Origin of the sequence: Escherichia sp. E13S3 (genome assembly GCF_004212325.1) — a bacterium.
Classification (GTDB): Bacteria; Pseudomonadota; Gammaproteobacteria; order Enterobacterales; family Enterobacteriaceae; genus Escherichia.
The window spans coordinates 54,024-79,709 of sequence record NZ_RHJR01000003.1 but is presented as its reverse complement, the minus strand read 5'-3'; the positions used below and the strand labels follow the sequence as shown (position 1 = coordinate 79,709).

Here is a 25,686-nt window from a genome sequence, read left to right as displayed (position 1 = left end):
CGGCATGGCATTTTTATTTGTGGTTGGCGTGTTTCAGCTTGAGGTTGGAAATCCCGTGACGGTAACGTTGCTCAAGGGTTTCGCGGTTGGTGGCGGTAACATCCAGATCACGCAGCAAGCCGTCGTGAATGCCGTAGGCCCAGCCGTGAATGGTCACTTTCTGCCCGCGTTTCCACGCTGATTGCATAATGGTGGAGTGGCCCAGGTTATACACCTGTTCCATTACGTTCAGTTCACACAAGGTATCCAGACGGCGCTCTGGCGGCATTTCGCCGAGCAATGAGCTATGTTTGAACCAGATATCGCGGATGTGCAGCAGCCAGTTGTTGATAAGCCCCAGTTCCGGGTTTTCAACTGCGGCTTGTACGCCGCCGCAACCGTAGTGGCCACAGATAATAATGTGTTCAACTTCGAGAACATCCACTGCATACTGAACCACGGAAAGGCAGTTCAGGTCGGTGTGAATGACCAGGTTAGCAACATTACGGTGAACAAAGAGTTCGCCCGGCTCAAGACCGGTTAAACGTTCTGCAGGAACGCGACTGTCGGAACATCCAATCCATAGAAAGCGCGGTTTTTGCGCTTGTGCCAGTTTCTCAAAAAACCCGGGATCCTCTTCCACCAGCATTTTTGACCATAGTGCATTATTGCTGATGAGTGTATCTATGTCTTTCATGGAGGTTAACGACCTGTAACCAAATAATTACGTTTGGCTAATATAGGGCAACTCCGGGACGATTTAAACCACAGATAAAGTGTAAGAACGTAAGGTAAGTAAAAATTTATGACCATTGCACTGGAACTTCAACAGCTTAAAAAAACCTATCCAGGCGGCGTTCAGGCGCTTCGTGGGATAGATTTGCAAGTCGAAGCGGGTGATTTTTATGCGCTTCTCGGGCCGAACGGGGCCGGAAAATCAACCACTATCGGTATTATCAGCTCTCTGGTAAATAAAACCTCCGGGCGGGTCAGCGTATTTGGTTACGATCTTGAAAAAGATGTCGTCAACGCTAAACGTCAGTTAGGACTGGTGCCACAGGAATTTAACTTCAACCCGTTTGAAACCGTACAGCAAATTGTGGTGAATCAGGCGGGGTACTACGGTGTAGAGCGCAAAGAAGCGTACATCCGCAGCGAAAAGTATCTTAAGCAACTCGATTTGTGGGGAAAACGCAACGAACGTGCGCGCATGTTATCGGGCGGGATGAAACGTCGTTTAATGATTGCCCGCGCGCTGATGCACGAACCTAAACTGCTGATTCTTGATGAACCGACCGCAGGCGTGGATATCGAACTTCGCCGTTCAATGTGGGGCTTTTTGAAGGATTTAAACGACAAAGGCACCACCATCATTCTTACCACGCATTACCTGGAAGAAGCAGAAATGCTGTGCCGCAATATCGGCATTATTCAACACGGTGAGCTGGTGGAAAATACCTCGATGAAGGCACTGCTGGCGAAGCTGAAATCAGAAACCTTTATTCTCGATCTCGCACCGAAAAGCCCGTTACCGAAACTCGATGGCTATCAGTATCGACTGGTGGATACCGCCACGCTGGAAGTTGAAGTGCTGCGTGAGCAGGGGATCAACAGCGTATTTACGCAGCTAAGTGAGCAGGGCATTCAGGTATTAAGTATGCGTAACAAAGCTAACCGTCTGGAAGAGCTGTTTGTTTCACTGGTTAATGAAAAACAAGGAGATCGCGCATGATGCATCTTTACTGGGTGGCGTTAAAAAGCATCTGGGCGAAAGAGATCCATCGCTTTATGCGTATCTGGATACAGACGCTGGTGCCACCGGTCATCACCATGACCCTTTACTTTATCATCTTCGGTAACCTGATTGGTTCGCGTATTGGTGATATGCATGGCTTCAGCTATATGCAGTTCATTGTTCCGGGGCTGATCATGATGTCGGTAATCACCAATGCCTACGCCAACGTCGCTTCATCATTTTTTGGCGCCAAGTTCCAGCGTAATATTGAAGAACTGCTGGTCGCTCCGGTTCCGACTCACGTCATTATTGCCGGATATGTCGGCGGTGGCGTAGCGCGCGGACTGCTTGTTGGTATGCTGGTGACAGCAATTTCGCTGTTCTTTGTACCGTTTCAGGTGCATTCGTGGGTATTTGTCGCTTTAACGCTGGTGCTCACGGCGGTGTTGTTCTCTCTTGCCGGATTGCTTAATGGTGTGTTTGCCAAAACGTTTGATGACATCAGCCTGGTGCCAACCTTTGTGTTAACGCCACTCACGTATTTGGGCGGGGTGTTTTACTCACTGACCTTGTTGCCACCGTTCTGGCAGGGGCTGTCGCATCTCAACCCAATCGTTTATATGATCAGTGGATTCCGCTACGGCTTCCTCGGCATTAATGATGTACCGCTGGTTACTACTTTTGGTGTGCTGGTTATTTTTATTATTGCGTTTTATCTGATCTGCTGGTCGCTGATCCAGCGCGGACGCGGTCTGCGCAGCTAAGGCTATTTCCTCTCCTCTGGATTCGGGGGAGAGGAGTTTTGACGACTATCACCCTTTATCAACAATGGTCAGGGTAGACTGATTTTCAGCTAAGGAGGAAGGTGATGTTAGGTTGGGTAATTACCTGTCACGACGACCGGGCGCAAGAGATGTTGGATGCGCTGGAAAAAAAACATGGCGCACTTATTCAGTGCCGGGCGGTGAATTTCTGGCGCGGATTAAGTTCCAATATGCTCAGCCGCATGATGTGCGATGCCCTGCATGAAACAGATTCTGGCGATGGGGTTATCTTTTTAACCGATATTGCAGGTGCTGCGCCTTATCGTGTTGCATCGTTATTAAGCCACAAACATTCCCGTTGCGAAGTGATTTCTGGTGTCACGTTACCGTTAATTGAGCAGATGATGGCCTACCGTGAAACGTTATCCAGCGCGGAGTTTCGCGAGCGAATTGTCGAACTGGGTGGGCCTGAAGTCAGTAGTCTCTGGCACCAACAACAAAAAAATCCCCCCTTTGTCCTCAAGCATAATTGGTTCGAGTATTAAATCGCATTCCGATTTTGCTACACTAACGGCGCTGTTTCTCGCCTGGTAGTTTTCTCATGATTAAAAAGATTATTTTTTTACTGCTGCTGGTTTCATTTGGTGTCGGCGCAGCGCTTCCCGCGCGTTATATGCAAACCACTCAGGATGCAGCTATCTGGGGAAAAATTGGCGACAAAACGGTAACCGTCGGCAACATTCGCGCCGGGCAGATTATTTCGGTCATCCCAACCGCTGCCGATTATTATGAATTCAATTTTGGTTTTGCTACGGGGTATATTGATAAAGGGCATCTGGAACCTGTACAAGGGCGGCAAAAAGTTGAAGATGCTCTGGGGGATCTGAATAAGCCACTGAGTAACCAAAATCTTATTACATGGAAAGATACTCCGATATACAACGCGCCTGATGCGGGTAGTGCGCCATTTGGCGTGCTGGCCGATAATTTACGTTATCCCATTATTAATAAATTAAAAGATCGCCTGAATCAAACCTGGTATCAAATTCGTATCGGCGAACGACTGGCCTATATCAGTGCACTGGATGCGCAGCAGGATAACGGTATTCCTGTATTGACCTACCATCATATTTTACGCGATGAAGAGAACACCCGTTTTCGTCATACTTCGACCACGACGTCGGTGCGAGCTTTCAATAACCAGATGACCTGGTTGCGCGATCGTGGATATTCCACGTTAACCTTGTATCAACTGGAAGGGTATCTGCGTAATTCGATGAATCTTCCGGCTCGCGCGGTGGTGCTGACATTTGATGATGGCTTGAAATCAGTGAGTCGCTATGCATATCCCATTCTGAAACAATACGGTATGAAGGCGACGGCGTTTATTATTACCTCTCGCATCAAACGTTATCCACAGAAATGGAATCCGCAGTCATTACAGTTTATGAGTGTTTCTGAACTGCTTGATGTCAGCGATGTTTTTGATTTCCAGTCACATACTCATTTTTTGCATCGGGTAGATGGATATCGTCGACCCATATTACTCAGCCGCAGTGAGCATAATATTCTGTTTGATTTCGAACGCTCTCGCCGGGCGCTAAACCAATTTAATCCTCGAGTCTTGTATCTTTCGTATCCATTTGGTGGATTTAATGACAAAGCAGTGAAGGCAGCAAATGAAGCCGGGTTTCATCTGGCGGTGACCACCATGAAAGGGAAAGTTAAACCGGGGGACAATCCGTATTTATTAAAGCGGCTGTATATTTTAAGAACAGATTCGCTGGAGACGATGTCGCGGCTGGTGAGTAACCAGCCGCAGGGGTGATTTTCAGGCAACCTGTACCGGAATCGCTTTCGCGGTACGTTTCATTTCATTGTCGCCTTCAAAGTAGGCAACGTTGGGGCGCCAGGTACGGGCTTCTGCATCTGGCATAGTGACGAAGCTGGCGATGATGACAATATCGCCGACGCTGGCACAGTGGGCCGCCGCACCGTTGACAGAAATAATTCTCGAACCGCGTTCTGCCGCGATGGCATAGGTGGAGAAACGCTTGCCGTTGGTAACATTCCAGATATCAATGGCTTCGTTTTCGAGAATACCGGCTGCGTCAAGAAAATCCTGGTCAATGGCGCAAGAACCTTCATAGTGCAGGTCCGCATGAGTCACTTTCACGCGGTGGAGTTTGCCCTGCAGCATCGTGCGAATCATAACTTCTACCTTTCTACCCTGTCGTTAACGAAGCAGGCGGTGCCTGCTTTGAGAAAATTCTCACGCAGTATTGCCCGATTTTTGATAAGTGTCTACTGATCTGATGGCATTTGCACCAGCAGTTTGCGTACCGCGCCGAAGCGTGCCATGTAACGCCTGTAACCAATTGAAATTTCTCTGAACGCTGCTCGGTAAACAACAAAGAGGTGGCTGACGACGGCACGCCTTGACTGGATACTGCCTTCACACAGGGCCACACGGAAGGCAGGGAAGATGGACGCACCGAGTACCACACCGCATGACGCGGTATTTAAACAATTTTTAATGCATGCGGAGACGGCTCGCGACTTCCTGGATATCCATTTGCCAGTGGAATTACGCGAACTTTGTGACCTCAACACGCTTCATTTAGAGTCGGGGAGTTTCATTGAAGAGAGCCTGAAAGGACACAGCACGGACGTGCTCTATTCCGTACAGATGCAGGGTAGTACGGGTTATCTGCATGTTGTGATTGAACACCAAAGCAAGCCGGATAAGAAAATGGCCTTTCGCATGATGCGTTATTCTATTGCTGCCATGCACCGGCATCTGGAGGCGGATCACGATAAGCTACCGCTGGTGGTGCCGATTCTGTTTTATCAGGGCGAGGCCACACCTTATCCGCTCTCAATGTGCTGGTTTGATATGTTTTACTCGCCGGAGCTGGCGCGACGCGTTTATAACAGTCCATTCCCGCTGGTGGACATCACCATTACGCCGGATGACGAAATCATGCAACATCGGCGGATTGCGATTCTCGAACTGCTGCAAAAACATATTCGCCAACGCGACTTAATGTTATTGCTGGAGCAACTGGTCACGCTGATTGACGAAGGGTACACTAGCGGAAGTCAGTTAGTTGCCATGCAAAACTATATGCTGCAACGTGGTCATACTGAACAAGCGGATTTGTTTTACGGTGTATTGAGGGACAGGGAAACGGGAGGGGAGTCTATGATGACGCTGGCGCAGTGGTTTGAAGAGAGGGGAAGACAGGAGGAAAGGCAGGAATTCGCCCTTCGTCTTCTGAATAAAGGAATGTCTCGGGAAGACGTTGCAGAGATGGCAAATTTACCTCTTGCTGAGGTTGATAAGTTGATTAACTAAGTTGTCTGTATTATCAGTTATAGCCAGATAATTGTTATTGTTAACTGGTCACATAATTAAGGGAACATATGGAAATAAAGACACGGAGAGAAACCAGGCAGACGTTGGCGCAGTGGTTTGAAGAGAAGGGATTTCAGAAGGCATATCAGGAAGCGTATCAAGAGGCGTATCAGGAAGTAAGACAGGAAGTAAGACAGGAAGTAAGACAGGAAGTAAGACAGGAAGTAAGACAGGAATGCGCCCAACGTCTTCTGAGGAAAGGAATACTTCGTGAGGATGTTGCAGAGTTGGCAAATTTATCTCTTGCAGAGGTAGATAAGCTAATTAACCTTAATTAAGTTACCTGTGTTATGACAGATGACGTGGGGCAATAAATAACTGGCGCCATCAGCCGTAGCGCCAGTTAAGTATTACGCCAGCTCGACGATTTTGTTGTCGATCAGGCGAGCATCGCCAAGCCAGGCGGCTACCAGAATCACGGCCCGTTTGCTGTTTTCAGAGACTTCCAGCAGCGTATCGGCATCACGAATCTGAATATCATCGGCGCGGAAGCCTTTTTCATTCAGTTCTTGCCCTGCAATGGCAATAATCTCATCGAGATCCCGCTCTCCAGCCTGCAATTTGTCGGCAATCGAACTTAAAACTTTGTACAGACCTGGCGCAATTTTGCGTTGTTCCGCCGTCAGATAACCGTTACGGGAACTCAGCGCCAGACCGTCTTTCGCACGCATAATCGGTACGCCGACAATCTCAATATCGAAGCCCATATCAGCAACCATTTTGCGGATCAGCGCCAGTTGCTGAAAGTCCTTTTCGCCGAAGCAGGCGATGTCCGGCTGGACCAGGTTAAACAGCTTGCTGACGATGGTCGACACGCCGCGAAAATGTCCCGGACGGCTGGCACCTTCCAGCATGGTCGAAAGGCCAGGAACATCAACATAGGTGTGGGTTTCGGTACCGTTCGGGTAGATCTCTTTTACCGAGGGCGCGAAAACTAAATCCACTTTACGTTTGTTTAGCTTTTCGCAGTCCTCTTGCAAGGTCCGTGGATAACGTGCCAGATCTTCCGGGCGGTCGAACTGCATCGGGTTAACGAAAATACTGACCACCACCACATCGGCGCGGGCTTTGGCTTCGTCGACCAGTTTCATATGGCCATCGTGCAGGTTACCCATGGTTGGCACCAGCGCCACGCGCTTACCTTCCATACGCAGGCGGCGAATTTGCTGACGCAGCAGCGGCAGGGTTTCGATAATTAACACAACGTGACTCCTTAATGGAAACTGTGTTCTTCGCCCGGATAAACGCCGGACTCCACTTCAGCCATATACTGCCGCACAGCCGCGCGGATGTCGCCCGTTTCGGCGAGGAAATTTTTAGCGAATTTAGGAATGTGACCGCCGGTAATACCAAAGGCGTCGTGCATCACCAGGATCTGCCCATCGGTGACGTTACCCGCACCAATACCGATAACCGGGATCGCCAGCGCTTCGGTAATGCGTTTTGCCAGCTCAACCGGCACGCATTCCAGCACCAGCAATTGTGCACCAGCGGCTTCTAAGGCTAATGCATCGCTGAGCAGTCGATCGCCCGCTTCATCGCCGCGCCCCTGGACTTTGTAGCCGCCGAAAATATTCACTGACTGTGGCGTTAAACCTAAGTGACCACATACAGGAACCGCGCGCTCGGTCAGCATTTGTACGGTTTCTACCAACCACGCACCGCCTTCGATTTTGACCATATTGGCACCGGCACGCATAACCGTTGCGGCATTTTCAAAGGCTTGTTCCGGCGTGGCATATGCCATAAACGGCAGGTCAGCCAGCAGCAGGCAGTTTGGTGCACCGCGACGTACGGCGGCAGTGTGGTAGACGATATCGGCAACGGTTACTGGCAGAGTGGAGTCGTGGCCCTGAACGGTCATGCCCAGCGAATCACCCACCAGCATCACGTTAAGCCCTTCATCGGCAAACAGTTTAGCGAAGCTGTAGTCGTAAGCGGTGATGGTCGCGAAACGCTTTTTATCCTGCTTACATTTCTGAAGTGAAGCAATGGTGGTTGGTTTCATAACGTATCCTGATAAATGATGTCGTGTTGCCTGGCATTTTATCAGTCACATTGGTGGGGGCAATGATTTATCCGTAGCAGCACTGCCAGAAGCTGGCAGTGCTGCTACGTTATCAGGGATAGGTTACCTGGAAAGTACTGGTAGCTTTAAATTCCCCAGGTTCGATAGTAATATTCCCGTCTTGCTTTAATGTAGCCTGGAAATGAAGAGGCTGTGATGTGCCCTTACCTTGATTAGGGTAAACCCCATCGGATGTGTCATCTTCGGTTTCATAATCTTTATAAACAGAGGTCGTATCATTAGGTTTTAATGTCATTAGCGGATTTTTACTGGTTGCTAAACCTTCAATGAGTACGCCAACACCTTTGGCTGCAGTGCTTCCAGTAAGCGTATTGCCAAGCAGTAGTGTATTTTCAGTACCTACTTTTCCAGTGACAAGTTTTGTTTCAATATTACGCACACGAATACAATTCTGAAGCGAGATATCAAAGGGAACAGGTGACGCACCATTTTTAATTGCCCCAGAACTATATTCTCCCATTCTAACCGTTGAGCCATTGACTGATGGTCCGGTAAGCATGGATATAAAACATGTTGGTAAGGTTAATTTCACATTATTCAGTGTGAAATTGACATAAATGTGGTTGCTATGAGGTTTGATTTTAGTACCAGGATTGAAGGCCTTAAACGAATAAAGATAATTTGATGAGCTGGATAACTGGACTTGTTGATTAGATGTAGGGTCGAAATTAACATCTGTATAAAATTCAACAGTTATGTTGTGTAAAATACCACCAATAGCCCAAAATTTATTGTCGCTGTTTGCTCTGTTGCAACCCTTGGTTTGTAGATCGTTGTCTGTTACGGAAAAGAAAAATTCTTGGTTTGAAGGATCTCCGATATATATTCCTGGTGATTGAATATCAGTTATTGTATTGTATGCAGACCAGACATTTGATATTAACAAAGTGTAATACAGGCCAGGAACTGATGTCTTAAATAGTTTATGCCCGCCATAATCTTTACCTGAATAGACCATGGCATTTTCAATGGTTATTGGCCCAGCAATCGCTCCGCCAGATGTATTGCAGTAAAGAATACCACCACCGATACCTGTGTCCAGATATGACCAGTACAGTTTTACCCCTGTCGGGCCGAACTGCGTGGGTTTATAAAAAACCAAGTTGCTTGATGTTGATGTGTAATTAAAGGTCATCTGTGCGGCAGTGGAGGGGCCTTTAAAATTATCAACGCCTGATTTATCTCCCACAATAAAACTTGTAGTTGCGCTAACTGTATAACAACAAAAATATAGTGCCAGAAAAAGAAAATATTTGAAGAGTGTTTTCATTTTTACTCCATTGTTGCGTTTTTATTAGAGTTTGTGCTATTTTTATTAGTTATTCGTAGTAAATATCAACTAACACATGGCTCATAAGTTGACCAGATGTAACACTCAATGCAGGATCGATTTTTTGCATTCGAGTGCTAAATTTCCAGGATGAACCATTCATGTCATCCGACATCACTGGATAAATGGAACGTGAGCTGCCTGAAGCATTAAGAACATTGAATGTATTCGCCGGATCCTGGATAGAAAATATAACCACTCCTACATTACTCGCCCCTGACGAAACTTCATTGGAAAATATTTGTCGGGAACCATTAGCCATTGCACCACTTTGTGCTCTAAAGTCTATGTGTAGTTGATTTAATACATTTCCTGTTCCCTGAAATGCACAGTCTGAGACAGTGACAGTGAACTCTTTTCCACCTGGTTGATAACTTTCAGGAGTAACATTACCTGAAAAATATCCCACACCAACGACGCCAAGATCAATATTACCCTGGTTACTGATTCCGCTTTTGCAAGTGCTGTTTTTTACATTGGCAACAAGGTCGATATCCTGTCCAGCGATGGCTGGACAGGTAATGGGAAACAGTAATGACAGAAACAGAATTATTCTATTCATCAGCTTACGTTGAGTGGGATGCATATATAGTTCCTGAATCTGTCAGTCTGTTAGTTATAGGTGATAGTAAATGTTGCAGGGGCGAAAAAATCACCTGCCGTAACATTATTGACAGTTTTATCCTTATCTACCACAAGGACTGCACTCATATCAAAGTTCACAACATTAGTACCTGTTGCACCCACAATACTCTTTTCTTTCGCTTGAGGAGTAGCGCAGCTAAATTGTTTATTTTTATCTGCTCGATCTGGTGTTATGGCACCCCAGACTTCAACCACAACCGCATTTGCTTTTTCTGTGGATGTAGATGCATTGGCAAATCCATCACCATTATTGGCATTTCCTTCACATGTGCCAACTTTGGTTAATGTTATATATGCTTTCTTTCCTGGAATCCCTGCACAATCTTTAAACTGTAGTTTGAATGTTTTAATTTTGGTTTTAGCATTTATTTCAGATATATATACATCACCAAAATTAACCGTGGAGATTTTATTATTACCATCCATAAGTGTTGCTGTGCAGGTACCCATTTCCACAGTGGTAATAACAGTCAGTCCAATGCTGTCTGTTGCAGCATAAGACGGGACACTGAATAATGAGGCTACCAGAACCAGACTGCTGGATAATCCATAACGTAAATTTTTAAATGTCATCTTAATTATCCTTATTATTGATAGATGAAATTAAACGTCGCCAGAGCGCGGAAATTCCCCGGCACATCAGCGCCTTGAGATGTTTCACGTAGCGCAACAGTCATTTCAAGACCTTTGTCGGACGGTATTTCGTTTGTGTCCCAGCTTATCTTTTCCGCACTGTTGGGTTTAAGAAAAGTGGCATCATCAGCACCCCGTCTCTTGAAACCCATACCGATATAACTTGTCGTAGAATTTGTATCACCAGACAGCGGTATAATAAGCTTGGGTGAACTTGATGAGGCGTTTCCGGTCAGAGTGGTATCGATCCAGCTAATGCCACTGCTGCACCCACTGGCAACCAGTTTAAAATCAGCCTGAGATTCTGCAGTTTTATTCGCGATCTTATCCAGCCCCATTTTGGGGATTTTCAATGTGTAGTTATTATTGCCATCATTCGTGACATTATTACCAGTAAGAGTGATATTACAGGTTGTCGCTTTGACAGTAGCTGTAAACTCTACATTAATATCCGTTGCTAATACTGAGGGGGATAATAATATTCCCATCAGTGTCGCTATTTTATATGGCGTTATTTTTATCATTTGACGTCCCTTGTAGTTACTGAATCTGACACCGAATTCCATTCAGAATAATAGATTGCGCTATTTTTTCTGCTTCTGAACTTTGTTGATAATGCGCAAGGCAACTAACGGGTTTACTTTCTTCTATCCACTTAATGCTGATATTTCCCTGCTGTTCAATACCACGAACAAAAGCCTGTCCACCTTGTCCAACATTACCAATGACATTTCCTTGCTCATCATAAATATCTGCAGCAAATGGAATATTTTTACCATCACTTCGTGTGATGTTCATAATGGCTGATTGCCCTTGCACGGTTTCAAAATCAGCAAAGACGACTGACCCCTGACGCGGAACAGCTACTGCACTGGTACTTTTTAATTCAACATCGTTCTCGAGATCGTTGATATCCAGCGCGATACGGTTTTCATGATAAGGAGAAAGTGCACTGGTGACACCATACCCCCATCGATCGATAGTACTGTTGCCATAATTTATTCGCGCTCCTTGAGCACCTGGAGCCTGAACTATCGCCAGTGTATCGGAGTCGCTAAAACTGTCATTGCTGAAGGTCAGGCCGCCGCTATGCAATACAAAGCCACCGTCGGTGCTGAGAGAAACTTGACGGTTGTTATCGCTATTTGCAGAAACTGAACCTGCCAGGGTTCCCCACGGTGACTCATAGCTGGCATAACCCCCAACATAACTCAAATCTTTGCTGGCTTTATTCATCGTATAGCCAGTATTCACGCTATAACTGACGCGAGCGTTATCGCTATAGCCACTGCTACTGACGTTGAGTTGGTTATTACCCTTAAAGTCACTGCTCATCTGAGTATCAATACTCTGGAAACCTGAATTACGTTGTTCAGTGCCGAGTAGTTTTTCAATAGGAATAGTGAAACTGAGATAAATGCTATCTTCAGTGTCACCGTCTTCATTCCATGAACGCTGTGCACTGACACTGTAGCTGCCCCAGGATGCACTGTTACTGTAGCCAATAGAATAATTGCTACGATTTTGCCCTGAAGCCCAGTAATCGGACCAACTTCCGGAAAGATAAAATGAACCGTAATCTTTTTTCTCAAATTTCAACGGTTGGTTAATACTGACCGTAACCTGATTTTTCATGCGCGAGTAATTACGCATGGATTTCGGTTCAAGATCTTGTTCGGGATGTTTCACTTCATCAATTAGAGTTAGTGCATCATTAAGACCAAGATAATTCTGTGTCGAATAGCGATAGGCCGCGATATTCAGTGAAGTACTTGTTTCTTCGAATAACTTGTTCCAGGAAACACGATAACTTTGCCCCTGATATGTTTTATCATCCGGGATACGAACATTGGAGTGAGTCACATCTAAAGAAAATGCACCGACTGAGGTATTCAGGCCAAGACCTAACAAACCGGCGGTATAGTTATTATCGGTAATCTGAATACCGGTATAACCCGTCAGATAGTTATTCAGACCGTAGTAGTAGCTGGCCTGAAATAAATTAGGCTCATCCTGAATATCATCTTTTAAGACCTGACCGCCGCTAATGTCCCAGCGTCCAACGCCAGGGCGTAACATTTGAACAACCGATGAGAAAGGTTGCGAGAATGTCCGCTTTGAGCCATCGGATTCTTCGACAGTAACAATAAGATCGCTGCCGTACCCTGACGGACTCAGATCATCAATGACGAAAGCGCCTGGCGGCACAGTCGTTTCATAAATCTTATAGCCACCTTGCGTAATAGTGACTTTGGCGTTGGTATTGGCAACACCATGAATGATAGGCGCAAAACTGGCTAATGTCGGAGGCAACATGCGGCTGTCACTGTATAAGCGAATGCCTCGGATACTGACGGAATCAAAGGTTTCGCCCGTAGTATAAGACTCACCAATAATGAGTTGAGATCGCAGCGAGGCGATATCACGTTGAACATACCGATTCTTAAAATCATAATTACTGCCAGAATCGGTCATCCAGTTGTAGTTGCCTGAGGCACGCAGTCGCCATGCACCTAAATTCATCCCACCGTTAAAAGCAGCATAAATGCTGTCATTTCTTCGACCAGGGGTTTCACTATGATATCCATTGAGGTTGTATGACAACATGGCCGCATTAATGCCGTTTTCCCATAACGATGGATCAACATAGTTTTGGTAATTTTTCATTACCCAGGCTTGAGGAACGTCTATATCCAGACGTTGATCGTTAACATCATAACGAACGGAAGCCTGAGGGATAATTTCCGTCAAATTGAGGCAATTGCCGAGAGCTTCATCCCGGGCAAGCAGAACGGCTTTTTCGCTGTTTATATCGGGAGAATTAATATGAAACTGCAATAAATTTTTAAGTGTGATACAGGCTTGTGCGTTCTTTTTTCCTTCAATCTCAACAAATGTAATGCTTTGGTTAATAATAGGTTGATCGTTGACATAAACACTGACGTCGTAAACACCCGGTATAGCAGGGTTACCTTCACTATACCGGCTGAGATCAATATTTGAGGCATTCTGCCCCATCAGGAAGGTATGGTCATATTCAACGAGTTCAGCACTGAAAGCACTATTGCAATACAGCAGCGCGCAAAACGTGGCGATACGGGTCAGATGATTATGATAATTTTTAGTTGGTTTTATAGTCACGTTATGCTTCCTGCGGAATTATATCCTTGCCTGATTACAGACTGGCATTACCTTCAATGGCTCCACCAAAGTCATTAATGGCGTAAAAATGCACTTTTGCAGAATTTGCTTTGCCATTAAGGCCAGTGACTTTCATGACTTCATTACTGAATGGTGCAATCATTTTCACATCAATCGGATAGCGTTTACCGCTGGCTTCTAAATCACCACTGCTAAAAGAGACGTAGTAAGGGGTTGGATTGGCCACTCGTAATGCTGCTTTACCCTCGGAACCTGACCAGGACCATTTCAGGGCTAATGGTGCTTCAGAGGGATTTCCCTTCAATGCTTCCGGGCGATAGAACAGTTTTATACGTGTGCGAAATGCCAGTTGCAGCAGGCTTTGATTTGCTACCTTTTCGGCATCTGGTTTTGGAGGAACTTCCAGTACGTTAAACCAGAACACGCTCTCTCTGTCTTTAGGCAGCGAGGTACTGGCGGTATACACCAATTTAATTGTTTGCCCACGTTTAGCATCAATACGCGATACTGGCGGCGTGGCGGTAAAGGGGACTTTAATACTGCCAGGTTCTGCGTTGTCATCGCCAGTATCTAACCAGCTCTGAACAAGCAATGGGTTATTCCCTTTATTTTCCAGACGTACGTTGACGCTTTTTTGATCGCCTTTGTATATTACGCGAGTACCAGAAATGACGATATCCGCAATAGTCGATGAGCTAAAAGCCATACAGGTTACGAAGCATAAAGCTGCTGTATGTTTGGTGTTAAAAAACATAAACCATCCCTGACAGAGTTAATTAAGACAGGGAATAATATAAAAATAGTAATTATTAATACTATTCCCTGTATATTCATTCAATCAATTTAATTGGTGAATACTTACTGATAAGTAATGGTGTATGCAGTGTTAGTTTTTACATAACCAGCAGTTGCTGTCTGACTTGCTTCAGCACGAACGTAAGACGCTTTAAAATCATAAACTGCAGATTTTGTCGTCGCATCCATGGTTTTAGTGTACACATCGCCAGGATTGTTAATTTGAACTTGTTTGATAGTGGAACCATCAATATTGTGCAGAGCGATATTTACGCCATCAGACGGGTTGTTAATAGACATGTCGTTGTTCAGCGTTCCTTTGCTATTACCAAAGAAAACAGAACCGAAGGTCATTTTAGCTGTGCTACCTGGATTCGGGTTCGCTTTGCTACAGTCAACGGTGATGCTGAAAGGTTTAGCTTTAGCACCAACGGTATCATTCAGTACGCCGTCAGTGATTTCACCAACAGTTGCAGTTTGCAGCAGGATTAGACCATCTTTGTTACCACCGTCTACACGGGTTTCACAGGTGTTATCAACAACCAGACCGCTGATATTTAACTGACCACCGTCCATATCTGCAGAAGCAGTACCTGCAACCATTGTCAGCATAAGACCAGACAGGGCAAAACCTAATTTTTTAGACATAAAAATCCTTGAATTATATTCCATGAGTTTAACTTCAATCGGGAGTCCGCACATGGGGAGGCCCGATAGACTAGGAAGATTGGTTTGTTAATGATGAGGACTTGAATTTACCGAATGTTACATCTGCTCATCATTAGGGGGGATATTGTGCATAATAAAAATTATATATCCACTTAATTCATCTTTAAGTAAAACTAAATATCTAAAGTTGAAAAAATAGTGTATGGGGTGGGAAGGTTAAGAGGGGGGATATATTATTAATTGTGGTTGTAACTTAAAAATGCATTGATTGCAATTGTTGGGGAGTATTTTTCAGAATTTATTTATATTCAAGTGGCTATTTAATTACCACTTGTCTAATTCATCGTATTTATTTATTTGTAATAAGTTGTCTAATGTTGTTCCATCAGGAAAAACCAGCTCCGGCGCAATCTCAAACAGCGGCCACAGCATAAATCCACGATTCTTTATATCGTAGTGCGGAACGGTGAGTCGTTCGGTATTAATTGTTTCATTACCAAATAACATAATGTCGAGGTCCAGCGTGCGTGGTCCCCAGCGTTCAGCTTTGCGGACGCGACCTTGCTGCAACTCAATACGCTGTGTGTGATTGAGGAGCTCTTCAGGTGCAAGAGAGGTTTCCAGCGCCACGGCTGCGTTTAAGTAATCGGGTTGATCTTGCGGTCCTAGCGGTGGGGTGCGGTAAAACGAGGAGACGGCGAGGATATGGCTTGCGGGGATGTTGCTTAAAGCGTTCACGGCAGCATTGACCTGCTCCAGCGGAGAGGCCAGATTGCTGCCTATGGCAATATACGCCACCGTCATGCGGTACCCTCGCGACGCGGCGCGCGTTTGCGTGGACGGCGAGTACGGCGGCGCGGTGTTGGATCTTCATCCAGCTCGTTGAGCATCCCTTTTTGATCGGGTGGCGCAGAAACCTGGAACTCACCCCACCATTTCGCCAGACGTTGCAGCTCGGCGTTGCGTTCCACTTCAGCACGCAGAGCCAGCAGGTCGTAGGCGGCGCGGAATTTCGGATGCTCCAGCAGTTTCCATGCACGTTTGCCCTGACGACGGGACATACGCAGCTGCAACTGCCAGATATCGCGAGTTAGCGTAGTCAGACGTTTCGGGATCGCCAGTGAACGGCAGGCTTCGTCCAGCACATCGTTCATCGCCAGCGCGAAGGCGTCGTGATAGGTCAGGCCGCTTTCCTGAGCAATTTTCTGTGCTGTTTCCAGCAGTGGATACCAGAACATGGCGGCAAACAAAAACGCCGGGTTAACGCGCATATCGTTATGAATACGCGTATCGGTATTCTTCAGTACCTGCTCAATGATCCGCTCCATTGGGCTGTCGCCATTTTCCGTGAAGTAACGGGTAATGGTCGGGAACAGCGGCTGGAACAGATTATATTCACACAGCAGTTTATAGGTTTCGTAACCGTAGCCCGCTTGCAACAGTTTAAGAGACTCTTCAAACAGGCGTGCTGGCGGAATATCGTTGAGCAGAGTAGCAAGGCGTGGGATCGGCTCGGCGGTTTCTGGGCTGATGCGCATCCCCAGTTTCGCGGCAAAACGTACTGCGCGCAGCATACGTACCGGATCTTCACGGTAGCGCGTTTCCGGGTTACCAATCAGGCGGATTACACCGTCTTTCAGATCCTGCATGCCACCAACGTAATCACGGACGGTAAAATCCGCGACGCTGTAATACAGACTATTAATAGTGAAATCGCGGCGCTGGGCGTCTTCTTCGATGGAACCGAAAATGTTGTCGCGTAGCAACATGCCGTTTTGCCCGCGCTGAGAAGTCGTGCGGTCGCTGACGTTGCCTTCGTGGTGACCACGGAAGGTGGCGACTTCGATAATTTCCGGGCCAAACATCACATGAGCCAGACGGAAACGGCGACCTACCAGGCGGCAATTACGGAACAGTTTGCGCACTTGCTCAGGCGTGGCGTTGGTGGTCACGTCAAAATCTTTCGGCTTTTTGCCAAGTAACAGGTCGCGTACGCCGCCGCCAACCAGCCAGGCTTCGTATCCCGCTTTATTGAGCCTGTACATTACCTTCAGGGCATTTTCACTGATATCTTTGCGGGAAATAGCATGCTGCTCGCGCGGGATCACCGTCACCTGTGGACGGGCGACTGCCTGTTCAGCTTCGCTCTCCTCGCGGCTCAACACCTTGCGGCAAAAATTAGCGACTCGGGTAAAAATAATACACCTCGGTAGTGTCAAACATCATTCAGGACAAAAAAATAGCGGCTAATCATAGCTCAGCATGACGCATTTGAGAATGTTGAATTTACAATTGCCGACTCTGGCACGGCGGTCAGCGTCCAGTTTTTGACGGCTGACTGAAGGATTTGCTCTACGCTGTAATCCTGCCAGTGCGCTTCTGCCTGCTGACCCAGAAAATGAAGTGCCGCGATTAACACCGGGCGCGGATCGCCTTTCGGTAACGCAGGCGCATGATTCTGCTTGGAAAGTTTAGCGCCTTGTGCGTTTAGCGCCAGCGGTAAATGAATGTAATCTGGCACCCGCCAGCCAAAAAGCTGGTACAGCGAGATTTGCCGCACTGTCGGTTCAATTAAATCTGCCCCACGAACAATTTCTGTGACGCCCTGGAAGTGATCATCGACCACCACCGCCAGGTTATAGGCAAACAAACCATCACGACGATGAATAATAAAATCTTCTCGTGCCAGTTTTTCGTCGGCGTGAATAATTCCGCGTAGTTGATCAGTAAACTGCATGACCGGATACAACTGCCGAATACGCACAGCCGCGTTGTCTGGTCCATGATGCAATGCTCGGCAATGACCGTCGTAAATACCGCCAATGCTTTGAATACGCGCACGCGTGCAGGTGCAGTAATAACTTAGTCCTTGCTCATGTAACCAGGCGAGTGCTTCGCGATAGGCGTCGTGACGTTGCGATTGCCAAAGAACATCGCCGTCCCATTGCAGGCCGTAATGTTCCAGCTGGCGCAGGATAGTTTCTGCGGCACCGGGAACTTCACGAGGCGGGTCGATATCTTCAATGCGTACCAGCCAGCGACCTTGCCGGGCGCGAGCCTGCAAATAGCTGCCAAGCGCGGCAATCAGAGAACCAAAATGAAGCTCGCCGGAAGGAGAGGGGGCGAAGCGACCAATATACTGTGTGTCTGTCATCTCTTTGAACAAAAAATAAGGCGGGAGTATTTCCCGCCTGTGGTAAACGTGATGGAACGGCTGTAATTAGCCAGCCATCTGTTTTTCGCGAATTTCAGCCAGCGTTTTGCAGTCGATGCACAGATCGGCTGTCGGGCGCGCTTCCAGACGACGAATACCAATTTCAACACCGCAAGATTCGCAGTAGCCGAAATCTTCGTCTTCCACTTTTTTCAGCGTCTTCTCGATCTTTTTGATCAGCTTACGCTCGCGATCGCGGTTACGCAGTTCGAGGCTGAACTCTTCTTCCTGGGCTGCACGGTCTACCGGGTCCGGGAAGTTGGCTGCTTCATCCTGCATATGTGTAACGGTGCGATCGACTTCATCCCTGAGTTGATTACGCCATGCTTCCAGAATACGACGGAAGTGCGCCAGCTGGGCTTCGTTCATATACTCTTCGCCCGGCTTCTCCTGATATGGCTCCACCCCAGCGATGGCGAGAATACTCAGGGACGATGTTTTACGGTTTTGCCCTTCTTGCATGTTGCTTCTCCTTAACACGCACTATCGATCCCCATGTTCGGGGGAAAAATGAGGCCGCTATAAATAGCAGATGCTTTTCCGGATAGCAATTATCTAAACGTAACACTTGACAACTGTGTGAGGAAAAGCGTATTTGCGCACGCGACCAGAATGTAAATTAACCAGTTACTTACACTACTACAATGTAACAGGCAGTGATTTTTTAAGAGCCATACCTTCAGCAGAAAGTTCCGCTTTATAAGCCAGAATTTCTACTCCCCTCTGTTGTGCTTCTGACAATAGTTGCGCGTATTTCTCATCGATGTGGCGCGCGGGTGAAAACCGTGTAATGGCTGAATGCAGTACAGCGAAAAAAATCACCGCACGTTGGCCTTCAGCCGCTACGCTCATCAACTCCCGAAGGTGTTTCTGCCCACGTTGGGTAACGGCATCGGGAAAGTAACCTTGCTCATTTTCCGCTAACGTAACCGATTTCACTTCAATATAGCAGTCAGGTCGAAACCTCGCCTGTAACATGAGGTCAATACGACTGCGCTCGGCACCGTATTTTACTTCGCTTTTCAGCGAGCTATAGCCTGATAGCTCCGAAATTTCCCCATTAAGGATAGCCTCTTTCGTCAATCTATTCGCCCAAAGCGTATTAACGCAAATAAATGCGCCGCTTTGGCTTTGGGTTAATTCCCAGGTGTGCGGGTATTTCCGTTTTGTATTGTCGGAAGTCGAATACCAGACGGTATCGCCAGGCGTTGCACAACCGGTCATCGCGCCAGTGTTGGGGCAGTGTAGCGTCAATTCACGACCATCAGGTGTGATCACATCGGCTAAAAAGCGTTTATAACGCTGAATTAGCGTGGCGCGCTGTAAAGGAGGAGAAAATTCCATTATGACAATCCTTGTTATTGCGTCAGCGTCCAGCGTTTGAGCGGTGTGTAACGTGTACGCCCACGGGCAAACGAGGAAGCATAAAGAGTGAACTCCTTCACCTCATATGACCAGTTAAAACCAGGCGGTGGGATTGTTACCGCCTCGCTGGCGTCGCGCAATAAGGTGATATGCGGATGAAACGGTCGATTGCTTTGAAAACAACCACTGCGTGCTGCCTGCGAACGAAGCATATTCGCCAGTTGGATTAAGCCGCGCGGCGGCTGGCGCATACCCAACCATATCACGCGTGAACGCAGCCACTGACCTGCGTCATCAAGCGTGAGTGTAAAACCGGGTTGACGAATTCGCCCGGCCAGCAGTGAGAGCGCCTTCTCTTTGTCTGCGCTTACTTCGCCTAAAAACGCCAACGTCAGATGCAAATTCTCAGCAGCAACCGGGCGACCCGCTTCAGGTGGAAACTGTGCGGCGCGCCAGTGAATAATCTGTTCGCGGATTTCAGCAGGTAGGTCAATGGCAAAGAACAGCCGTTGCGGTTCAGACATGTCAGGCACTCGGTTATGAATTACCGCGATGCTACAATGTGGCGCGAAGAATGTTAACCCTCTGGAGCGTTTTGTGTCGTCGTTACCCGTTGCAGCCGTCTTACCTGAATTACTTGCCGCCCTCGATTATGCGCCGCAGGTGTTATTAAGTGCGCCGACCGGAGCCGGAAAATCGACCTGGCTACCGCTGCAACTGCTGGCGCATTCAGGGATTCACGGGAAAATCATCCTGCTGGAGCCACGTCGACTGGCGGCGCGTAACGTTGCGCAACGCCTGGCGGAGCTGCTGAACGAAAAGCCTGGCGACACAGTTGGCTACCGGATGCGTGCGCAAAACTGCGTCGGGCCGAATACTCGTCTGGAAGTGGTCACCGAAGGCGTGTTGACGCGCATGATCCAGCGCGACCCGGAACTGAACGGCGTGGGGCTGGTGATCCTCGATGAATTTCATGAACGCAGTTTGCAGGCGGATTTGGCGCTGGCGTTGTTACTCGATGTGCAACAAGGTCTGCGCGATGACTTAAAGCTGCTAATTATGTCGGCTACGCTGGATAACGATCGCTTGCAGCAGATGCTGCCAGAAGCGCCCGTTGTTGTTTCCGAAGGGCGCTCGTATCCGGTGGAACGCCGCTATTTGCCGTTGCCTGCGCACCAACGCTTTGACGAAGCAGTAGCTGCCGCTACCGCCGAATTGCTGCGCCAGGAAACTGGGTCATTACTGTTATTTTTACCTGGCGTCGGAGAAATTCAGCGCGTGCAGGAACAACTGGCGTCACGCATCGGCAGTGATGTGTTGCTCTGCCCACTGTATGGCGCGTTGTCGCTGAACGATCAGCGAAAAGCTATCCTCCCTGCGCCGCAAGGAATGCGCAAAGTGGTGCTGGCGACCAACATCGCTGAAACCAGTCTAACCATCGAAGGTATCCGTCTGGTGGTGGATTGCGCCCAGGAAAGGGTAGCGCGCTTTGATCCGCGTACGGGTCTTACTCGGTTGATCACTCAGCGCGTTAGTCAGGCGTCGATGACGCAACGTGCCGGGCGTGCCGGGCGTCTGGAGCCGGGTATTTGCCTGCATTTAATCGCTAAAGAGCAGGCGGAACGCGCCGCAGCGCAAAGTGAACCGGAGATCTTACAAAGCGATCTCTCCGGTTTGTTGATGGAATTACTGCAATGGGGATGTAGCGATCCGGCACAGATGAACTGGCTGGATCACCCGCCAGCGGTGAATCTACAGGCGGCGAAACGTCTGTTACACATGCTGGGGGCGCTGGACGGTGAACGGCTTAGTGCGCAAGGGCAAAAAATGGCGGCGCTGGGTAACGATCCGCGTTTAGCGGCAATGCTGGTGAGCGCGAAGAGCGACGATGAAGCGGCTACCGCCGCAAAAATTGCCGCCATACTCGAAGAACCGCCACGGATGGGGAATGGCGATCTTGGCGTGGCGTTCTCGCGTAATCAACCAGCCTGGCAGCAACGTAGTCAGCAACTGTTGAAACGCTTAAACGTTCGCGGCGGTGAGGAGGACAGTTCGCTTATTGCGCCGCTACTCACCCGAGCGTTTGCCGATCGTATTGCTCGTCGGCGTGGGCAAGATGGTCGCTATCAACTGGCGAACGGCATGGGGGCGATGCTGGATGCCGACGACGCGTTAAACCGCCACGAATGGCTGATCGCACCGTTATTATTGCAGGGCAGCGCCTCGCCGGATGCGCGGATTTTGCTGGCGCTGCCGGTCGATATTGATGAGTTAGTACATCGCTGCCCGCAGCTATTACGGCAGTCTGACACCGTAGAATGGGATGATGCGCAAGGTACTCTGAAGGCCTGGCGTCGGTTGCAGATTGGTCAGCTCACAGTAAAAGTACAGCCGCTGGCGAAACCGTCGGAAGATGAATTACATCATGCAATGCTTAATGGTATTCGCGATAAAGGTCTAAGCGTACTTAACTGGACGCCGGAAGCGGAACAACTACGCTTGCGTTTGCTGTGTGCCGCAAAGTGGTTACCAGAGTATGACTGGCCAGCGGTCGATGACGCGAGTTTATTGGCGACGCTTGAAACGTGGTTGTTGCCGCATATGAGCGGTGTACATTCGCTACGTGGCCTGAAATCAGTCGATATTTACCAGGCGCTGCATGGATTACTCGATTGGGGAATGCAGCAACGTCTGGTGAGTTCCCTGCCTGCGCATTACACTGTGCCGACGGGAAGTCGGATCGCCATTCGTTATCATGAAGATAACCCGCCTGCGCTGGCAGTAAGAATGCAGGAGATGTTTGGCGAAGCCACCAATCCGACAATCGCCCAGGGGCGTGTGCCGCTGGTGCTGGAGTTACTTTCACCCGCCCAAAGGCCGCTGCAAATCACGCGTGATTTGGGGGCCTTCTGGAAAGGGGCGTATCGTGAGGTGCAAAAGGAGATGAAAGGGCGTTATCCCAAACACGTCTGGCCGGACGACCCGGCGAATACCGCACCAACGCGGCGGACGAAAAAGTATTCGTAAGGTTGGTAAACGGGCATAGGGGCAATGTGCGCGCTGATGCCCTCACCCCGGCCCTCTCCCATAGGGAGAGGGAGAAAAGCATTTTGAGAGATATCTTCTTCTGTATTGCAACAGAAGAACAGAAAATCGGGCTTTTGCGCCTGAATATTGCGGAGAAAAAGCATGGCCGGGAATGACCGCGAGCCAATTGGACGCAAAGGGAAACCGACGCGTCCAGTCAAACAAAAGGTAAGCCGTCGTCGTTACGAAGACGACGATGATTACGACGATTATGATGACTATGAGGACGAAGAACCGATGCCGCGCAAAGGAAAGGGCAAAGGAAAAGGGCGTAAGCCTCGTGGCAAACGCGGCTGGTTATGGCTGCTGCTAAAACTGGCTATCGTTTTTGCCGTGCTGATCGCCATTTACGGCGTTTATCTCGATCAAAAAATTCGTAGCCGTATTGATGGCAAGGTCTGGCAGTTGCCAGCAGCGGTCTATGGCCGAATGGTTAACCTTGAACCAGATATGACCATCAGCAAGAACGAGATGGTGAAACTGCTGGAGGCGACCCAGTATCGTCAGGTGTCGAAGATGACCCGTCCTGGCGAATTTACCGTGCAGGCCAACAGCATTGAGATGATCCGCCGTCCGTTTGATTTCCCGGACAGTAAAGAAGGGCAGGTGCGTGCGCGTCTGACTTTTGATGGTGATCATCTGGCGACCATCGTCAATATGGAGAACAACCGTCAGTTCGGTTTCTTCCGTCTTGATCCGCGCCTGATCACCATGATCTCCTCGCCAAACGGCGAGCAGCGTCTGTTTGTGCCGCGCAGTGGTTTCCCGGACTTGCTGGTAGATACCTTGCTGGCGACAGAAGACCGTCATTTCTACGAGCATGATGGCATCAGCCTCTACTCCATTGGACGTGCGGTGCTGGCGAACCTGACAGCCGGACGCACGGTGCAGGGGGCGAGTACACTGACGCAACAGTTAGTGAAAAACCTGTTCCTCTCCAGCGAACGTTCTTACTGGCGTAAAGCGAACGAAGCCTATATGGCGTTGATCATGGATGCGCGTTACAGCAAAGATCGCATTCTTGAGCTGTATATGAACGAGGTGTATCTCGGTCAGAGCGGCGACAACGAAATTCGTGGCTTCCCGCTGGCGAGCCTGTACTACTTTGGTCGCCCGGTAGAAGAGTTGAGCCTTGACCAGCAGGCGCTGTTAGTTGGCATGGTGAAAGGCGCGTCGATCTACAACCCGTGGCGTAATCCGAAACTGGCGCTGGAGCGACGTAACCTGGTGCTGCGTTTGCTGCAACAACAGCAGATTATCGACGGCGAACTGTATGAAATGCTGAGTGCGCGACCGCTGGGCGTACAGCCACGCGGCGGAGTAATCTCTCCGCAGCCAGCCTTTATGCAGCTGGTGCGTCAGGAGTTGCAGGCGAAACTGGGCGATAAGGTGAAAGATCTCTCTGGTGTGAAGATCTTCACTACTTTTGACTCAGTGGCCCAGGATGCGGCAGAAAAAGCTGCCGTAGAAGGCATTCCTGCACTGAAGAAACAGCGTAAGTTGAGCGATCTGGAAACGGCGATTGTCGTCGTTGATCGCTTTAGTGGCGAAGTCCGTGCGATGGTCGGGGGGGCTGAACCGCAGTTTGCGGGCTACAACCGTGCGATGCAGGCACGTCGTTCGATTGGTTCACTGGCAAAACCAGCGACTTATCTTACGGCGTTAAGCCAGCCGAAAATCTATCGTCTGAATACGTGGATTGCCGATGCGCCAATCGCGCTGCGTCAGCCGAACGGTCAGGTCTGGTCACCGCAGAACGATGATCGTCGCTATAGCGAAAGCGGCAGAGTGATGCTGGTGGATGCGTTGACCCGTTCGATGAACGTGCCGACGGTGAATCTGGGGATGGCGCTGGGGCTGCCTGCGGTTACGGAGACCTGGATCAAACTGGGCGTGCCGAAAGACCAGTTGAATCCAGTTCCGGCAATGTTGCTGGGAGCGCTGAACTTAACGCCAATCGAAGTGGCGCAGGCGTTCCAGACTATCGCCAGCGGTGGTAACCGCGCGCCGCTTTCTGCACTGCGTTCGGTAATCGCGGAAGATGGTAAGGTGCTGTATCAGAGCTTCCCGCAGGCGGAACGCGCAGTTCCGGCGCAGGCGGCGTATCTGACGCTGTGGACCATGCAGCAAGTGGTGCAACGTGGTACAGGGCGTCAGCTTGGGGCGAAATATCCGAACCTGCATCTGGCAGGGAAAACGGGTACTACCAACAACAACGTTGATACCTGGTTTGCGGGCATTGATGGCAGCACGGTGACCATCACCTGGGTAGGCCGCGATAACAACCAGCCGACTAAGCTGTACGGTGCCAGCGGGGCGATGTCGATTTACCAGCGTTATCTGGCTAATCAGACACCAACGCCGCTGAATCTTGTACCGCCGGAAGATATCGTGGATATGGGCGTGGATTACGACGGTAACTTTGTTTGCAGCGGTGGTATGCGTACTTTGCCGGTCTGGACCAGCGATCCGCAATCGCTGTGCCAGCAGAGTGAGGTACAGCAGCAGCCGTCAGGCAATCCGTTTGATCAGTCTTCACAGCCGCAACAGCAACCTGCTCAACAGCAGCAGAAAGACAGCGACGGCGTGGCAGGCTGGATCAAGGATATGTTTGGTAGTAATTAACGTCTAAACGTGAAATACCGGATGGCGAGTTGCCATCCGGTAAAATAACATCCCACCCAAAGTATTAACCCTTTCTTTTCATCTGGTTGTTTATTAACCCTTCAGGAACGCTCAGATTGCGTACCGCTTGCGAACCCGCCAGCGTTTCGAATATTATCTTATCTTTATAATAATCA

General features: G+C 48.7%; 24 protein-coding genes and 1 pseudogene. 8 read left to right on the top strand and 17 right to left on the bottom strand.

Annotated features, from left to right (window positions below; translation table 11 throughout):
- Nucleotides 1–13: 13 nt before the first annotated feature.
- Nucleotides 14–676: a carbonate dehydratase gene (can, locus tag D9597_RS03355; RefSeq protein ID WP_130204959.1), complete on the bottom strand. Its 663-nt coding sequence runs from the start codon at nucleotides 674–676 to the stop codon at nucleotides 14–16.
- A 108-nt stretch (nucleotides 677–784) separates the two neighbouring features.
- Here can and D9597_RS03350 point away from each other — a divergent pair, with 108 nt between their 5' ends.
- From D9597_RS03350 to D9597_RS03335, 4 genes are all read left to right on the top strand, one after another.
- Nucleotides 785–1,711, top strand: coding sequence for an ABC transporter ATP-binding protein (locus D9597_RS03350; RefSeq protein WP_000150637.1), 927 nt, complete (start codon nucleotides 785–787; stop codon nucleotides 1,709–1,711).
- Entirely contained in the window at nucleotides 1,708–2,478 is a 771-nt protein-coding gene (locus D9597_RS03345) for an ABC transporter permease (protein ID WP_064525104.1), read from the top strand. Before D9597_RS03350 ends, D9597_RS03345 begins: the two co-directional genes overlap by 4 nt.
- A gap of 104 nt (nucleotides 2,479–2,582) precedes the next feature.
- Nucleotides 2,583–3,023 (top strand): PTS sugar transporter subunit IIA, encoded by a 441-nt coding sequence (locus tag D9597_RS03340; RefSeq protein ID WP_130204961.1) that lies wholly within the window; start codon nucleotides 2,583–2,585, stop codon nucleotides 3,021–3,023.
- Nucleotides 3,024–3,079: 56 nt separating this feature from the next.
- Nucleotides 3,080–4,306 (top strand): polysaccharide deacetylase family protein, encoded by a 1,227-nt coding sequence (locus D9597_RS03335; RefSeq protein WP_130221617.1) that lies wholly within the window; start codon nucleotides 3,080–3,082, stop codon nucleotides 4,304–4,306.
- A 3-nt stretch (nucleotides 4,307–4,309) separates the two neighbouring features.
- Here D9597_RS03335 and panD read toward each other — a convergent pair whose 3' ends face one another.
- Nucleotides 4,310–4,690, bottom strand: a complete 381-nt coding sequence (panD, locus tag D9597_RS03330) for an aspartate 1-decarboxylase (protein WP_000621508.1) — start codon at nucleotides 4,688–4,690, stop codon at nucleotides 4,310–4,312.
- A gap of 273 nt (nucleotides 4,691–4,963) precedes the next feature.
- On the opposite strand from panD, the gene D9597_RS03325 reads away from it, so the two are divergent.
- Both D9597_RS03325 and D9597_RS03320 read left to right on the top strand, forming a co-directional pair.
- Entirely contained in the window at nucleotides 4,964–5,836 is an 873-nt protein-coding gene (locus tag D9597_RS03325) for an Rpn family recombination-promoting nuclease/putative transposase (protein WP_130221616.1), read from the top strand.
- A gap of 68 nt (nucleotides 5,837–5,904) precedes the next feature.
- Nucleotides 5,905–6,174, top strand: a complete 270-nt coding sequence (locus D9597_RS03320) for a hypothetical protein (protein ID WP_130221615.1) — start codon at nucleotides 5,905–5,907, stop codon at nucleotides 6,172–6,174.
- Nucleotides 6,175–6,246: 72 nt separating this feature from the next.
- Here D9597_RS03320 and panC read toward each other — a convergent pair whose 3' ends face one another.
- The 15 genes and pseudogenes from panC to thpR all read right to left on the bottom strand — a co-directional run bounded on the left by panC (nucleotide 6,247) and on the right by thpR (nucleotide 20,322).
- On the bottom strand, nucleotides 6,247–7,098 hold the full coding sequence (gene panC / locus D9597_RS03315) for a pantoate--beta-alanine ligase (protein ID WP_000905368.1): 852 nt from the start codon (nucleotides 7,096–7,098) through the stop codon (nucleotides 6,247–6,249).
- 11 nt (nucleotides 7,099–7,109) lie between these two features.
- Nucleotides 7,110–7,904 carry a 3-methyl-2-oxobutanoate hydroxymethyltransferase gene (panB, locus tag D9597_RS03310; protein ID WP_130221614.1) on the bottom strand — a complete coding sequence of 265 codons (795 nt, stop codon included), beginning with the start codon at nucleotides 7,902–7,904 and terminating at the stop codon, nucleotides 7,110–7,112.
- A gap of 112 nt (nucleotides 7,905–8,016) precedes the next feature.
- Nucleotides 8,017–9,258 (bottom strand): annotated as a pseudogene (locus D9597_RS03305) (fimbrial-like adhesin); the annotation flags it as partial.
- A 46-nt stretch (nucleotides 9,259–9,304) separates the two neighbouring features.
- Nucleotides 9,305–9,901 carry a fimbrial-like protein gene (locus tag D9597_RS03300; protein ID WP_130217362.1) on the bottom strand — a complete coding sequence of 199 codons (597 nt, stop codon included), beginning with the start codon at nucleotides 9,899–9,901 and terminating at the stop codon, nucleotides 9,305–9,307.
- 26 nt (nucleotides 9,902–9,927) lie between these two features.
- Nucleotides 9,928–10,533, bottom strand: a complete 606-nt coding sequence (gene yadL, locus D9597_RS03295; RefSeq protein ID WP_130217360.1) for a fimbrial-like protein YadL — start codon at nucleotides 10,531–10,533, stop codon at nucleotides 9,928–9,930.
- 14 nt (nucleotides 10,534–10,547) lie between these two features.
- Entirely contained in the window at nucleotides 10,548–11,117 is a 570-nt protein-coding gene (locus D9597_RS03290; RefSeq protein ID WP_130221613.1) for a fimbrial protein, read from the bottom strand.
- Between the two features lie 16 nt (nucleotides 11,118–11,133).
- Complete coding sequence (gene htrE / locus D9597_RS03285; protein ID WP_130221612.1) at nucleotides 11,134–13,734, bottom strand: Yad fimbria usher protein HtrE; 2,601 nt, start codon at nucleotides 13,732–13,734, stop codon at nucleotides 11,134–11,136.
- 34 nt (nucleotides 13,735–13,768) lie between these two features.
- Nucleotides 13,769–14,509: a fimbrial chaperone gene (locus D9597_RS03280; protein WP_130221611.1), complete on the bottom strand. Its 741-nt coding sequence runs from the start codon at nucleotides 14,507–14,509 to the stop codon at nucleotides 13,769–13,771.
- A 104-nt stretch (nucleotides 14,510–14,613) separates the two neighbouring features.
- A complete protein-coding gene (locus D9597_RS03275; protein ID WP_130217352.1) occupies nucleotides 14,614–15,198 on the bottom strand; it encodes a fimbrial protein in 585 nt (194 codons plus the stop codon).
- A gap of 345 nt (nucleotides 15,199–15,543) precedes the next feature.
- On the bottom strand, nucleotides 15,544–16,023 hold the full coding sequence (folK, locus tag D9597_RS03270; RefSeq protein ID WP_130221610.1) for a 2-amino-4-hydroxy-6-hydroxymethyldihydropteridine diphosphokinase: 480 nt from the start codon (nucleotides 16,021–16,023) through the stop codon (nucleotides 15,544–15,546).
- The gene (gene pcnB, locus D9597_RS03265) at nucleotides 16,020–17,417 is read right to left on the bottom strand and encodes a polynucleotide adenylyltransferase PcnB (protein WP_205712856.1); all 1,398 of its coding nucleotides are present in this window, start codon (nucleotides 17,415–17,417) and stop codon (nucleotides 16,020–16,022) included. Before pcnB ends, folK begins: the two co-directional genes overlap by 4 nt.
- A gap of 59 nt (nucleotides 17,418–17,476) precedes the next feature.
- A complete protein-coding gene (gene gluQRS / locus D9597_RS03260; RefSeq protein ID WP_205712903.1) occupies nucleotides 17,477–18,373 on the bottom strand; it encodes a tRNA glutamyl-Q(34) synthetase GluQRS in 897 nt (298 codons plus the stop codon).
- A 66-nt stretch (nucleotides 18,374–18,439) separates the two neighbouring features.
- Complete coding sequence (gene dksA / locus D9597_RS03255; protein ID WP_001155227.1) at nucleotides 18,440–18,895, bottom strand: RNA polymerase-binding protein DksA; 456 nt, start codon at nucleotides 18,893–18,895, stop codon at nucleotides 18,440–18,442.
- A gap of 177 nt (nucleotides 18,896–19,072) precedes the next feature.
- On the bottom strand, nucleotides 19,073–19,777 hold the full coding sequence (gene sfsA / locus D9597_RS03250; RefSeq protein ID WP_130204989.1) for a DNA/RNA nuclease SfsA: 705 nt from the start codon (nucleotides 19,775–19,777) through the stop codon (nucleotides 19,073–19,075).
- 14 nt (nucleotides 19,778–19,791) lie between these two features.
- Nucleotides 19,792–20,322 (bottom strand): RNA 2',3'-cyclic phosphodiesterase, encoded by a 531-nt coding sequence (gene thpR, locus D9597_RS03245; protein ID WP_130221608.1) that lies wholly within the window; start codon nucleotides 20,320–20,322, stop codon nucleotides 19,792–19,794.
- Nucleotides 20,323–20,395: 73 nt separating this feature from the next.
- On the opposite strand from thpR, the gene hrpB reads away from it, so the two are divergent.
- Both hrpB and mrcB read left to right on the top strand, forming a co-directional pair.
- Nucleotides 20,396–22,825: an ATP-dependent helicase HrpB gene (gene hrpB, locus D9597_RS03240; RefSeq protein WP_130221607.1), complete on the top strand. Its 2,430-nt coding sequence runs from the start codon at nucleotides 20,396–20,398 to the stop codon at nucleotides 22,823–22,825.
- 162 nt (nucleotides 22,826–22,987) lie between these two features.
- Nucleotides 22,988–25,510, top strand: a complete 2,523-nt coding sequence (gene mrcB, locus D9597_RS03235) for a bifunctional glycosyl transferase/transpeptidase (RefSeq protein WP_130221606.1) — start codon at nucleotides 22,988–22,990, stop codon at nucleotides 25,508–25,510.
- Nucleotides 25,511–25,686: the final 176 nt, after the last annotated feature.